Origin of the sequence: Buttiauxella sp. WJP83, assembly GCF_027594725.1 — a bacterium.
GTDB lineage: Bacteria > Pseudomonadota > Gammaproteobacteria > Enterobacterales > Enterobacteriaceae > Buttiauxella > Buttiauxella selenatireducens.
In genome coordinates this window covers 3,034,340-3,047,229 of the sequence record NZ_CP110080.1, presented here as the reverse complement: position 1 = coordinate 3,047,229, position 12,890 = coordinate 3,034,340, and the positions used below count along the sequence as shown (strand labels likewise).

Annotated in this window: 10 protein-coding genes; 9 read left to right on the top strand and 1 reads right to left on the bottom strand. The window is 55.4% G+C overall.

Features of this window, described 5'->3' with window-relative positions; translation table 11 throughout:
- Window positions 1-2 precede the first annotated feature (2 nt).
- Window positions 3-359: a DUF1937 family protein gene (locus tag OH773_RS14215; protein WP_270139456.1), complete on the top strand. Its 357-nt coding sequence runs from the start codon at window positions 3-5 to the stop codon at window positions 357-359.
- Window positions 360-392: 33 nt separating this feature from the next.
- Here OH773_RS14215 and OH773_RS14210 read toward each other — a convergent pair whose 3' ends face one another.
- Window positions 393-1,235, bottom strand: coding sequence for a MurR/RpiR family transcriptional regulator (locus OH773_RS14210; RefSeq protein WP_270139455.1), 843 nt, complete (start codon window positions 1,233-1,235; stop codon window positions 393-395).
- 275 nt (window positions 1,236-1,510) lie between these two features.
- Here OH773_RS14210 and OH773_RS14205 point away from each other — a divergent pair, with 275 nt between their 5' ends.
- The 8 genes from OH773_RS14205 (at window position 1,511) to OH773_RS14170 (ending at window position 12,886) form a co-directional block, all read left to right on the top strand.
- Window positions 1,511-3,016: a CoA-acylating methylmalonate-semialdehyde dehydrogenase gene (locus tag OH773_RS14205; RefSeq protein ID WP_270139454.1), complete on the top strand. Its 1,506-nt coding sequence runs from the start codon at window positions 1,511-1,513 to the stop codon at window positions 3,014-3,016.
- 11 nt (window positions 3,017-3,027) lie between these two features.
- Complete coding sequence (gene iolD, locus OH773_RS14200; protein WP_270139453.1) at window positions 3,028-4,953, top strand: 3D-(3,5/4)-trihydroxycyclohexane-1,2-dione acylhydrolase (decyclizing); 1,926 nt, start codon at window positions 3,028-3,030, stop codon at window positions 4,951-4,953.
- A 277-nt stretch (window positions 4,954-5,230) separates the two neighbouring features.
- Complete coding sequence (iolG, locus tag OH773_RS14195) at window positions 5,231-6,217, top strand: inositol 2-dehydrogenase (protein WP_270139452.1); 987 nt, start codon at window positions 5,231-5,233, stop codon at window positions 6,215-6,217.
- 38 nt (window positions 6,218-6,255) lie between these two features.
- The gene (locus OH773_RS14190) at window positions 6,256-7,185 is read left to right on the top strand and encodes a substrate-binding domain-containing protein (protein ID WP_270139451.1); all 930 of its coding nucleotides are present in this window, start codon (window positions 6,256-6,258) and stop codon (window positions 7,183-7,185) included.
- 52 nt (window positions 7,186-7,237) lie between these two features.
- The gene (locus OH773_RS14185) at window positions 7,238-8,785 is read left to right on the top strand and encodes a sugar ABC transporter ATP-binding protein (RefSeq protein WP_270139450.1); all 1,548 of its coding nucleotides are present in this window, start codon (window positions 7,238-7,240) and stop codon (window positions 8,783-8,785) included.
- Between the two features lie 10 nt (window positions 8,786-8,795).
- Window positions 8,796-9,824 (top strand): ABC transporter permease, encoded by a 1,029-nt coding sequence (locus OH773_RS14180; RefSeq protein ID WP_270139449.1) that lies wholly within the window; start codon window positions 8,796-8,798, stop codon window positions 9,822-9,824.
- Between the two features lie 11 nt (window positions 9,825-9,835).
- Complete coding sequence (locus OH773_RS14175) at window positions 9,836-10,969, top strand: Gfo/Idh/MocA family protein (RefSeq protein ID WP_270139448.1); 1,134 nt, start codon at window positions 9,836-9,838, stop codon at window positions 10,967-10,969.
- 12 nt (window positions 10,970-10,981) lie between these two features.
- Window positions 10,982-12,886, top strand: coding sequence for a bifunctional 5-dehydro-2-deoxygluconokinase/5-dehydro-2-deoxyphosphogluconate aldolase (locus OH773_RS14170; RefSeq protein WP_270139447.1), 1,905 nt, complete (start codon window positions 10,982-10,984; stop codon window positions 12,884-12,886).
- Window positions 12,887-12,890 lie beyond the last annotated feature (4 nt).

The window sequence follows — 12,890 nt, the reverse complement described above, 5'->3', positions numbered from 1 at the left end:
TTATGCGTAAAATATTTCTTGCTTGCCCCTACAGCCATACCGACGAAAATGTTATCCACCATCGATTCCTGGCATGTAATAAAGTAGCCGCCAAAATTGTAGAGTCAGGTAATACCGTCTTTAGCCAGGTAACGATGTCACATCCAATAAACCTGGCGCTGGAAAAAACGGAAAAAGCAAACGTGGGTAAAATGTGGGCTCCTGTTGATGCTGTTTTTCTTGATGCCATGGAAGAGCTTATTATTCTGGACCTTGAAGGCTGGGATAAGAGTGCGGGAATCAAAAGAGAAATTGAATTTTACCAGGGACGAAATCAGCGGGTGAGTTTATGGTCTGATGCCGCTAAAGAATTTGACTGATACAAAGAGGGGCGCGTAAAGCGCCCTCATCATTTATGACGGCGGATTATTCACATTCCCCAACTGATACGCCAGTGCGACGACCAGTGACTGCACCAGGCACAGCGTAGCGGACTGAGAACGGAAGGCATCCACCTGCGCTTCCTTCACCACAAAGCACAAATCACTGAAGGTCGCGAGCGGGCTAATCTGGCTGTCAGTAATGACAATCTGCCGTGCGCCTGCGTTGGCGGCAGTTTCACTCACCTTTAACGTCTCTTCTGCATAGGGTGAGAAGCTGATTGAAACCACAATATCCTGTGCCTTGATGCGGTTAATTTGCTCAGACAGCATGCCGCCCATACCATCAAGCAAAATCGGTCGACACTCGAGGTGGCTTAACGAGTAGGTTAAGTAGGTGGCGACGCTAAACGAACGACGTAACCCAACGATGTAAATGGTGTCGGCCTGCGCCAACAAATCGACCGCACGTTGAAGCATCTCCGGTTCGGTGCGGGCAGCAAGTTGCTGCAACGCCTGGGCGTTGGAGCGGGCGAACTCCTGCAGAATATCCAGGGGTGTTTCCGGTATGGCTTCGTTTTCCATTTCACGAAACATTCGCGCGCGGTCGCTGTAACTTGCGGTCTCCTCAACCAGATTCATACGGAACAACTGTTTCATCTCGTTAAAACCGGTGAAGTCGAAGGCGTTGGCAAAGCGGATTAGCGTCGACGGAGGAACCCCTGCGCGTTCGGCGATGACGGCAACCGTATCGAAGGCCACGCTGTTGGTATTGTCCAGCACATAATGGGAAACCTGCTGCAACCTTTTGCTCAGGTTATCGTAGCGGTCGCGAATTTGTTGCTGTAGCTCATTCAGGCTGGATGCTGTCGTCATTTTACCCCCATGGTGTTATTCCTTCATTCTAAACATTAGACCGCACTTTTTAAATGTCGACGATTCAAAACACGTCTAAATGAAACAACAACTTCAGTAACGGTTCACCTGAAATTGAAGGTAGCGGCCTCTGCGTCCCTGATTCATAGCTGTAACATAAAAACCAACTATTGATCACAATAATTAATTTATGTTTTATTTTTTATAAAAATGGAACGTTTATTTCGTATACAGTGTTCTGGTCACAAACACACATCAACAGCGAGAGGTTCAGGATGGAGACGGTAGCGAATTTTATTCACGGCAAATGTACCACCGGTTCAGGTCAGCGCGTTCAGGGCATTTTCAACCCCGCCACGGGCGAGCAAATTCGTCAGGTGGTGATGAGCACCGTGCAGGAAACGCAGCAAGCGATCACCGCCGCTGAACAGGCATTCCCTGGCTGGGCTCGCCAGTCGCCTCTAAAACGTTCACGAGTGATGTTCCGTTTTAAAGCCTTGCTTGAGCAAAACATGGATGCACTGGCCCGGGTTATCAGCGAAGAACACGGCAAAGTGTACTCTGATGCCGTGGGGGAAGTGACGCGCGGCCTTGAAGTTGTGGAATTTGCCTGCGGGATCCCGCATCTGCAAAAAGGGGAGCACTCAGCCAATGTGGGAACCGGTGTTGACAGCCACTCGCTAATGCAGCCGCTGGGGGTTTGTGTTGGGATCACCCCGTTTAACTTCCCGGCGATGGTGCCAATGTGGATGTTCCCGATAGCGCTGGCAACCGGTAATACCTTCGTGCTCAAACCGTCGGAAAAGGACCCTTCGCTTGCGCTGGAGCTGGCAAAACTGCTGAAAGAGTCTGGTTTGCCAGACGGTGTTTTCAACGTGGTGCAGGGTGACAAAGAGGCAGTAGATGTTCTGTTGACCGACCCACGGGTACAGGCGGTCAGCTTTGTCGGCTCGACACCGATCGCCGAATACATCTATCAGACCGCCTCGGCGCACGGCAAACGCTGCCAGGCACTGGGTGGAGCTAAAAACCACTGCATTCTGATGCCGGATGCGGATATGGACATGGCGACAAACGCCATTATGGGTGCGGCGTACGGTGCAGCTGGCGAACGTTGCATGGCGCTCTCCGTCGTGCTGGCGGTGGGTGATGAAACGGCCGATGACCTTTGTGCGCGGCTGGAAGAACAAATTGCCCGTTTACGCGTAGGGCCGGGTCTTGACCAGGTACCGGAAAATGAGATGGGGCCGCTTATTTCTGCCGCGCATCGCAGCAAAGTGCTTAGTTACATCGATAGCGGCGAGGCTCAGGGCGCGAAACTGCGCGTCGACGGTCGGGGTTATCAGGTTAAAAATCACGAACAGGGCTACTTCGTTGGTCCGACACTGTTCGATAACGTCACCCCTGAGATGACCATCTATAAAGAAGAGATTTTTGGGCCGGTGCTTTCTGTGGTGCGCGTTGCAGATTACCACAGTGCAGTGGAACTGATTAACCGTCATGAATATGGTAATGGCACCGCTATCTTCACCCGGGATGGAGGCTGCGCGCGTCGCTTTAGCGAAGAGATTCAGGCCGGTATGGTCGGCATCAACGTACCGATCCCGGTGCCGATGGCGTTCCATAGTTTTGGTGGCTGGAAGCGTTCCATTTTCGGTCCGCTCAACGTTCACGGCAGCGACGGCGTACGTTTCTACACCCGGATGAAAACAGTGACCGCCCGCTGGCCCGAAATGCAACAAGATACAGGTGCCGCATTCTCCATGCCAACGCTAGGCTGACAGGAGTAGTTATGAAAACCGAACGCATGACCATGGCACAGGCGCTGGTCAAATTCCTTAATCAACAATATGTCTGTGTCGACGGACAGGAAACACCCTTCGTGGAGGGCGTGGTGACCATCTTTGGCCACGGAAACGTGCTCGGCATCGGCCAGGCGCTGGAACAAGATGCCGGCCATTTAAAGGTAATGCAGGGCTGTAACGAACAAGGAATGGCGCACATGGCGACGGGATTCGCCAAGCAGCACCGCCGCCTGCGAATTTACGCCGTGACCTCATCCGTGGGACCAGGTGCGGCCAACATGGTGACGGCTGCGGCCACCGCCACGGCGAACCGCATCCCTCTGTTGCTGCTGCCAGGCGACATCTACGCCAGCCGCCAGCCGGACCCGGTATTACAGCAAATCGAGCAGTATCACGATCTCAGCATCAGCACCAATGACTGCTTCCGTCCGGTTTCCCGCTACTGGGACAGGATCAACCGCCCGGAACAGTTGATGAGCGCGATGCTAAGTGCGATGCGCACGCTCACCGACCCGGCGAATACCGGTGCCGTGACGATTTGCTTGCCGCAGGACGTGCAAGGCGAAGCCTGGGATTACCCGGAAAGCTTCTTTGCCCGCCGGGTACACCTCATCGAACGTCGTCCACCGGACGCCCGACGCCTGGAGATGGCGCGGGAATTGATTGCCCGCAAGCGCAAGCCGCTGGTGGTGTGTGGCGGCGGGGTGCGCTACTCGGGTGCTCATGAGGCGTTCAGTGAGTTTGTTGAAACGCTGCAACTGCCTTTTGCTGAAACTCAGGCCGGGAAAGGTGCGCTGGCAAGCGATCATCCGCTGAACATGGGAGGCATCGGCGTCACGGGGGGATTAGCGGCAAATCAGCTGGCACCGCAGGCTGATCTGGTGATCGGCATCGGCACACGTCTGACCGATTTTACCACCGGTTCGAAAGCGCTGTTTTCACACCCGGATGTCGAGTTTTTATTACTGAACGTCGCCGAATTTGATGCCTTAAAACTCGACGCCACCGCGCTGGTGGCCGATGCCCGTGTCGGATTAACGATGCTGACCGCGTCGCTTGCTCACTACCGTAGTGAGTGGGGTAATGAAGTGGCTGAAGCCAAATCTGTCTGGCGAGACGAGTGTCACCGCCTGTGGGCGCGCGAGTGGCAGCCCGATGGCTCGCCGGAAATAGCCGGTCATTTTGATGAAAAACTGACCGAGTACAGCGAGACGCTCAACACCCATTTGACTCAGACGCGGGTGCTGGGGCTTATCAATCAACATGTCGAAGATAACGCTATTGTGGTGGGCGCGGCGGGATCGCTGCCGGGGGATTTACAACGCATCTGGCAGGTCAAAACCCCCGATAGCTATCATCTGGAATATGGATATTCCTGCATGGGCTACGAGATTGCCGCCGCTCTCGGGGCAAAGCTTGCGATGCCAGAGCAACCGGTCTACGCCATGGTGGGGGATGGCTCGTACATGATGCTTCATTCCGAGTTGCAAACCGCGGTGCAGGAGGGGATAAAAATCACCATCTTGCTGTTTGATAACGCCGGATTCGGCTGCATCAATAACCTGCAGATGGGGCACGGCATGGGCAGTTTCGGCACCGAAAACCGTCATCGAAACTCGCGTACCGGGCAGCTTGACGGCCCACTGGTGAAGGTCGATTTCGCGCAAAATGCCGAGAGTTATGGCTGTCGTGCGTGGCGGGTGAATGATGAACAAAGCCTGTTGGCCGCACTCACCGCAGCACGCGCGCATCCAGGACCAACGCTACTCGATATTAAAGTGTTACCTAAGACCATGACGCATGATTACGACGCCTGGTGGCGCACCGGTGATGCACAAATAGCGGCATCTTCCGCTGTCTGTGAAGCGGCGGAACACACACGAGCGCAGGTGAAGAACGCTCGTCAGTACTAAGTCTGTCTGCATAACGAAATATTCATTTCATTCTCTCCTGTCCTTTCAACTTACCTCACTCCCACAAGGGATGGGGTAAGTTTCTTCCCCATCCCTGAACGCTTTTACCGCCAAAATGCTTCTTTAATGTTGTGATGTTGATAACAAAAATAACCTCATTTGTCTCAAAAGTGTTAACTTCAACTCAAAAATAATATTCCGCTATTTATAAAAACGAAATAAATGTTTTATTTGAAGGGTAGCAAGTTCACCGCATCCACCAACACCGGGAGCCGTTATGTTTAACATTGCTTTACTGGGCGCAGGCCGAATTGGCCAGGTACATGCCGCTAACATCGCCACCCACAGCGAGACGACGCTGTGGTCCGTCGTTGACCCAAACCAGGAATTCGCTGCGCGTCTTGCGACGCAATATCAGGCCCGTTTGCAGACCATCGACGAAGCGATGACCGATCCCAACGTGCACGCTGTGCTGATCGCCTCGGCGACTGATACTCACGCTGATTTGATTGAACTTGCTGCCCGCCATGGCAAGGCTATCTTCTGCGAAAAGCCGGTCCACCTGGATTTGGCGCGCGTACGTGATTGCCTGAAAGTGGTTAAAGAGTATGACGTACCGTTGTTTATCGGTTTTAACCGCCGCTTCGACCCGCAGTTCCGCAAGATGAAAAATGAAGTCCTGGCCGGGCGTATCGGTAAACCTGAATCGCTGATGATTATCTCCCGTGACCCGTCACCTCCACCGGCTGAATACGTCCGCGTGTCCGGCGGTATGTTCCGCGATATGACCATCCACGACTTCGACATGGCGCGCTTTATCATGGGTGAAGAACCGGTCTCGGTGTACGCCCAGGGCAGCAATCTGGTGGACCCGGCGATTGGTGAAGCGGGCGACATCGATACTGCATTTATCGTCCTCAAATATGCATCTGGCGCAATGGCGACAATCGTCAACAGCCGCCGCTCTGCCTACGGATACGACCAGCGCCTTGAGCTGCACGGTTCTGAAGGGCTGCTGTGTGCGGGCAATATTCTGGAAAACCAGGTTCAGCACTACGGTCAGCAGGGCTGCACCAGCGCTCTGCCTGAGCATTTCTTCCTGCAACGTTACAAATCTGCCTACGCCGCGGAATGGGAACACTTTGTTGCCGTTATGCGCGGTGATGCCGTTCCTCAATGCAGTGGTGATGATGGTGAACGGGCGCTCTACCTGGCAGATAAAGCGCTGGAGTCGCTGCACAGCAAGCGAGAAGTCTCCCTCTAATAAGTTTGATAGCTTCCCCTACACAGAGAGACATAAAAATGAAAAAACTGATCTTAGCTGCCCTCATCGCCGTGACATCTGGGGCGGCCATTGCCGAGAACGAGCAGATTGTTTTCAGTACGCCGAACCTGGCGATGCCGTTTGAAGTGCACATGCAGCGCACAGCGGTGAAAGCCGCGAAAGAGATGGGAGTGAATTTGCAGGTGCTGGACGGGCAGGGTAGTTCACCCAAGCAAGTTGCCGACCTGGAAAATGCCATCACCCGTGGCGCTCAGGGGTTTATCGTCTCGCCAAATGATGTCAATGCCATCTCCAGCGCGGTAGATGAAATTCAGGATGCGAAGCTGCCGGTCGTTACCCTCGATCGTTCCGTCGACAGCCAGAAGAAAGTGCCGCACTTCGGTGCTAACAACTACAAAGGCGGCCAGGCGATTGGTGACTTTGTGAAAACCAAATTCCCCAATGGCGCGGACATTATTTTGCTGACCGGGCAACCAGGCTCCTCTTCCAACATTGAACGTACTAAAGGTATCCGCGACAGCCTGAAGGCCGGTGGCGAGAAATATAAGATCGTCGCCGATCAGACAGGCAACTGGATGCGTTCTGAAGGGATGCGCATCGTTGAGAGCGTTCTACCGTCGCTGCAAAAGCGTCCGCAGGTGATCCTCTCGGCTAACGACGATATGGCGTTAGGGGCTATCGAAGCATTACAGGGGCAGGGGCTGAAACCGGGTGAAGTCCTGGTGACGGGTTTTGACGCGGTGCCGGAAGCGCTGGCCCGTGTACGTGACGGCTGGATGGCGGCGACTGCGGATCAACGCCCGGGTTTTGCTGTACAGACGGCGATGAGCCAGTTGGTTGCCAGCGTGCGTGAGAAGAAAGCGATCACCGGTGCTGACTACCAGCCAACGCTTATCACCAAAGAAAATCTACAGCAGGCCGAGCGCATTAATGAGGTCGGTAACTGATTTGTCCTGGGCCGCCCGTTGTGGCGGCCCATCTTGAAGAAGGAGCAGGTCAATGCCGCAACCTTTACTCAACGTAAGCAATCTGGCGAAAAGCTTTTCTGGCGTCTGGGCGCTGAGTAGCGCACAGCTTGATGTAGGCGTGGGCGAAATTCATGCACTGCTGGGGGAAAACGGCGCGGGGAAATCCACGTTGCTCAAAGCCCTGGCTGGCGCGCAGCCGCAAACAAGCGGTGAAATCTGGTTCAACGGCGAAACACTGTCGGTGGAAGACTCGCCAATAGACCGGCAAAACAAGGGCATTATTAATATTTATCAGGAATTTAACCTGCTGCCCAATATGACCATTGCCGAGAACATGTTTCTCGGGCGTGAGCCACGTAAACGCAATCTGATCGTCGATGAAAATGCCGTTAACCGGGAAGCGCAGGTGATTCTGGATTACCTGCAGCTGAACGTTGCACCGACCACTGCGGTGGCCCGGCTGAGTGTGGCGCAGCAGCAGATGGTAGAAATCGCCCGCGCACTGACGCTCAATGCAAAACTCATCATTATGGATGAACCGTCCGCAGCCCTTAGCGATAGCGAAGTGGAAAGCCTTCACCGGGTGGTGCGTGAACTCAAAGGCCGTGGGGTCAGCATTATTTATGTGACCCACCGTCTGCATGAAGTGTTCCAGCTTTGCGATAAATTCACCGTATTCCAGGACGGTCGCTTCACGGGCACAGGGTTGGTGGAGGAGACGACCGTCGAACAACTGATTCGCCTGATGGTCGGGCGTGATGTGGCATTTAACCGCCGTCCGGCGAGTGAAACACATCATCAGGACAAACCGGTACGCCTTGCGGTGAAAGGCCTGAGCCGCGTAAAACCCCCGATGGATCCGCATGGTATCGCGCTTCACGATATCAGCTTCCACGTTCATACGGGTGAGGTGCTGGGTATCGCCGGGCTGGTGGGTGCCGGACGTACCGAAGTCGCTCGTTGCCTGTTTGGTGCAGACGGCTTCACCTCCGGTGCGTTTGAACTTGATGGCGTGGCGTACCAACCGCGCGATCCGATGCACGCGCTGGACATGGGCATCGCGCTGGTCCCCGAAGATCGCAAAAAAGAAGGCGCGGTTCTCGGGCTGTCCATTCGCGACAACCTCTCGCTCTCCTGTCTCTCCTCGCTATTGCACTGGCGCTACTTTGTTAATCCCCGCAAAGAGAATGACCTGATCGAGTCTTACCGCAAGGCGTTGCAGATAAAAATGGTCAATAGCGACCAGGAAGTGCGCAAGCTCTCGGGTGGCAATCAGCAAAAAGTGATCCTCGCGCGCTGCATGGCGCTCAACCCGCGTGTGCTTATCGTTGATGAGCCGACCCGCGGTATTGATGTCGGCACCAAATCAGAAGTGCATCAGGTGCTCTTTGATATGGCGAAACAGGGCGTGGCGGTGATCGTGATTTCATCCGACCTGCCGGAAGTCATGGCCGTGTCTGACCGAATTATCACCCTAAGCGAAGGCCGGGTGACTGGCGAAATTCACGGGGATGACGCTACCGAAGAACGTCTCATGATGATGATGGCCATCAACCACAACGCCCTGAACGCGGCATAACGGAGTTTCCATGACGCAGATAGATTCCAAAACCCAGACACCGGTGAAACGCGCCGGACGTCTCGACCTGATCGCTTTTTTCGAGCGCTTTGGGGTACTGATTTTCTTGTTCCTGCTGCTGATTTTCTTCCAGTTGCAGAACAGCAACTTCCTGTCTGAACGCAATATTTTCAATATTCTGACCGAGGTATCCATCTACGGGATCATCGCGGTGGGAATGACCTTCGTCATTCTGACCGCCGGGATAGACCTCTCCGTCGGCTCCATTCTGGCGGTGTGCGCCATGACGGCGGCTTATGTCATTAAAGGGGATAACTTCACCACCGTTGACCCTGACGCCTGGGGCGGAATGAGCTGGCTGATTGGTCTGGGTATTTGCCTTGGCATGGGGACGGTGATTGGTTTTCTGCACGGTCTTGGTGTGACCCGCCTGCGTCTGCCACCGTTTATCGTCACCCTCGGTGGGATGACCATCTGGCGCGGCCTGACATTAGTGGTGAACGACGGCGCACCGATAGCCGGTTTCGACGCCGGTTACCGTTGGTGGGGGCGCGGGGAACTATTGGGGATCTCGATTCCTATCTGGATCTTCGCCCTGGTGGCCATTGGCGGGTATCTGGCGCTGCACAAAACGCGCTGGGGACGTTTTGTCTACGCCATTGGCGGCAACCCGGAAGCGGCACGTCTTGCCGGAGTGAACGTCAAGCGTGTGCTGGTCAGTGTTTATGTCCTGATTGGCTGCCTCGCTGGGCTTGCGGGCTTTATCCTCAGCGCCCGTCTGGGGAGTGCTGAAGCGGTCGCCGGGATCTCGTTTGAGCTGCGTGTGATCGCGTCAGTGGTGATTGGCGGGACATCGCTAATGGGTGGCTATGGCCGCATTGCCGGTACCGTTATCGGCTCCATCATCATGGGCGTTCTGATTAACGGCCTGGTGCTGATGAACGTGTCGGCGTACTACCAACAAATTATAACGGGGCTGATTATCGTGCTGGCTGTTGCTTTTGACACCTATGCCAAGAGCCGTCGTGGTGCATTGTGAGGGAACTGAACATGAAAGACGTACGCATTGGACTCATCGGTACCGGGTACATCGGCAGAGCACATGCCATTGCTTATGCCCAGGCACCAACCGTATTCAACCTGCGCGGGAAACTGGTGCGCGAAATGGTGGCGGAAGTGACGCCAGAACTTGCAGAGCAGCGGGCGCAGGCCTTTGGTTTTAACCGTTCAACCGGTGACTGGCGCGAACTGGTGGCCGATCCGAACATTGATGTCGTGGATATCTGCTCGCCGAACCATCTGCACAAAGAGATGGCGCTGGCGGCCATCGCTCATGGCAAACATGTCTATTCGGAAAAACCGCTGGCTCTTAATGCCCATGACGCGCGTGAAATGGTGGAAGCCGCAAAACACGCCGGTGTAAAAACGCTGGTGGGGTTTAACTATATGAAAAACCCGACGGCCACGTTAGCCAAAGAGATTATCGCCCGAGGTGAAATCGGTGAGGTCATCCATTTTTACGGCACGCACAACGAAGATTACATGGCCGACCCTCTTTCCCCCATTCACTGGCACTGCTTCAAGGAAACGGCCGGGCTGGGGGCTCTGGGGGATTTAGCCGCGCATATCGTCAATATGGCGCACTACCTGGTCGGCGAGATTGAGCAGGTGTGCGGCGATTTAAAAATCGTCGTCCCTGAACGCCCGGCGCACGCCGGTACCTTGCGCATGGTCCCGGTAGAGAATGAAGACCAGGCGCACGCGATGGTGCGTTTTACGGGCGGTGCGCAAGGGGTGATTGAAACCTCCCGAGTCGCCTGCGGGCGCAAAATGGGGCTGTCGTATGTGATAACCGGCACCAAAGGGACCATCAGTTTTACCCAGGAGCGAATGGCTGAACTCAAGCTGTATCTGCACGACGACCCGGTGAATCGTCAGGGTTTTCGCACGCTGCTGGTGGGGCCAGCGCATCCTGAATACGCCGCGTTTTGCCTCGGGGCAGGGCATGGCATTGGCTTTAACGATCAGAAAACGGTGGAAGTGCGCGACCTGGTGGATGGCATCGCTGCCGATGCGCCACTGTGGCCGGACTTCGAAGAGGGCTGGAAGGTGTCGCGCGTGCTGGACGCTATCGCTCTTTCTCACCGTGAAGGCCGCTGGCTGAACGTGACTGACATTGTCTGACGAGGATCCAACGTGGAAAAAAAGTTTGATGTGATATGCATGGGGCGGGTCGCGGTTGACCTATACAGCCAGCAAATAGGTGCGCGACTTGAGGATGCGTCGAGTTTTGCCAAATACCTTGGCGGCTCGTCGGGTAACGTGGCTTACGGTACGGCACGCCAGGGATTGCGTTCCTCCATGCTGGCGCGTGTCGGTGACGAGCACATGGGGCGCTTCCTGCGCGAAGAACTAAACCAGGTGGGCTGCGACACCAGTCATCTGATCACTGATAAAGATCGCCTGACGGCGCTGGTGTTGCTCGGAATTAAAGATCAGGACACCTTTCCGCTGATTTTCTACCGTGAAAATTGCGCTGATATGGCGATTGTCGCAAGCGACGTGGACGAGGCCTACATCGCCTCTTCACGATGCCTTGCCATCACCGGGACGCATCTTTCACACCCGCAAACCCGCAATGCGGTGCTGACGGCGTTGAAATATGCCCGCCGTCACGGTGTGCGCACGGTACTGGATATTGATTATCGCCCGGTACTGTGGGGGCTGACTTCGCTCGGTGATGGCGAGACGCGTTTTATCGCCGCCGAACAGGTGACTCACGAACTGCAAGAAGTGCTGCATCTTTTTGACGTTATTGTCGGCACCGAAGAAGAATTTCATATTGCCGGTGGCCACACCGATACCTTGCAGGCGCTTGGCCGTGTACGGCAGGTCAGCCAGGCGGTACTGGTGTGCAAACGCGGGGCGCTGGGCTGCTCGGTCTATACCGGGGACATTCCTTCACAGCTGGATGATGGCCTGACCGTCACTGGCGTGCGGGTGGACGTGCTCAATGTGCTGGGGGCCGGGGATGCCTTTATCTCCGGGCTGCTGCGCGGCTATCTGAATGACGAAGGCTGGGAGCAGGCTTGCCGCTACGCTAATGCCTGCGGTGCGCTGGTGGTATCACGTCATGGCTGTGCGCCTGCCATGCCGAGCAAAATCGAACTCGATGATTATCTCTCCCGCGCAAGCGAGGTGCCGCGCCCGGATCTCGACGCGCGTCTTAACCACCTGCACCGGGTCACTACCCGCCGCCGCGAGTGGCCGGAACTGTGCGTGATGGCTTTCGACCATCGCAGCCAACTTGAAGAGATGGCACTGCAGTGTGGTGCCAGCCTGAAACGTATACCGACGCTGAAAACACTCATCCTGAAAGCCAGCCGTGAAGCGGCTGAACGCGCAAGCCTTGAAGGGAAAGCAGGGCTGCTATGCGACGGCACCTTCGGTCAGGAAGCATTGAATTCGATAACTGGGGAGGGCTGGTGGATTGGGCGGCCTATTGAACTGCCAGGTTCACGTCCGCTGGAAATGGAACACGGCAACATCGGCACTCAGCTGATCAGCTGGCCGCAGGAACATGTGGTGAAATGCCTGGTTTTCTTCCATCCGGAAGATGCGCACGGTTTGCGCCTCGAGCAAGAGCAAAAGGTGGCAGAGGTCTATCATGCCTGTTGCCAGTCAGGGCATGAGCTGTTGTTGGAGGTGATTTTGCCTGCCGGGATGCCTGCCAGTGACGATCTCTATCTGCGAGCCGTCTCCCGTTTCTACAACCTGGGCATTTACCCCGACTGGTGGAAACTGCCGCCGCTTGCCTCTGAGAGTTGGTCGGCGCTGAGTGACATCATCGAACGCAGGGATCCGCACTGCCGCGGTGTGGTTATCCTCGGGTTGGATGCACCGGCGGAACAGCTGCGCATCGGGTTTAAAGCGGTCGCCGAACACCCGCTGGTGAAAGGGTTTGCCGTCGGTCGCACACTGTTTGGCGAGGCTTCCCTCGCATGGCTGAAACATGACATTAACGATGCGCAGCTCGTCGAGCGTATTCGGGACAACTACTTACAGCTTATCGCCTGGTGGCGCGAGCGTGGGCAAGCATAATTCA

Excerpts from the sequence above, each read along its gene's own strand:
- OH773_RS14215 (WP_270139456.1), top strand. The coding sequence starts at position 3 with ATGCGTAAAATATTTCTTGCTTGCCCCTACAGCCATACCGACGAAAAT.
- OH773_RS14210 (WP_270139455.1), bottom strand. The coding sequence starts at position 1,235 with ATGACGACAGCATCCAGCCTGAATGAGCTACAGCAACAAATTCGCGAC.
- OH773_RS14205 (WP_270139454.1), top strand. The coding sequence starts at position 1,511 with ATGGAGACGGTAGCGAATTTTATTCACGGCAAATGTACCACCGGTTCA.
- iolD (WP_270139453.1), top strand. The coding sequence starts at position 3,028 with ATGAAAACCGAACGCATGACCATGGCACAGGCGCTGGTCAAATTCCTT.
- iolG (WP_270139452.1), top strand. The coding sequence starts at position 5,231 with ATGTTTAACATTGCTTTACTGGGCGCAGGCCGAATTGGCCAGGTACAT.
- OH773_RS14190 (WP_270139451.1), top strand. The coding sequence starts at position 6,256 with ATGAAAAAACTGATCTTAGCTGCCCTCATCGCCGTGACATCTGGGGCG.
- OH773_RS14185 (WP_270139450.1), top strand. The coding sequence starts at position 7,238 with ATGCCGCAACCTTTACTCAACGTAAGCAATCTGGCGAAAAGCTTTTCT.
- OH773_RS14180 (WP_270139449.1), top strand. The coding sequence starts at position 8,796 with ATGACGCAGATAGATTCCAAAACCCAGACACCGGTGAAACGCGCCGGA.
- OH773_RS14175 (WP_270139448.1), top strand. The coding sequence starts at position 9,836 with ATGAAAGACGTACGCATTGGACTCATCGGTACCGGGTACATCGGCAGA.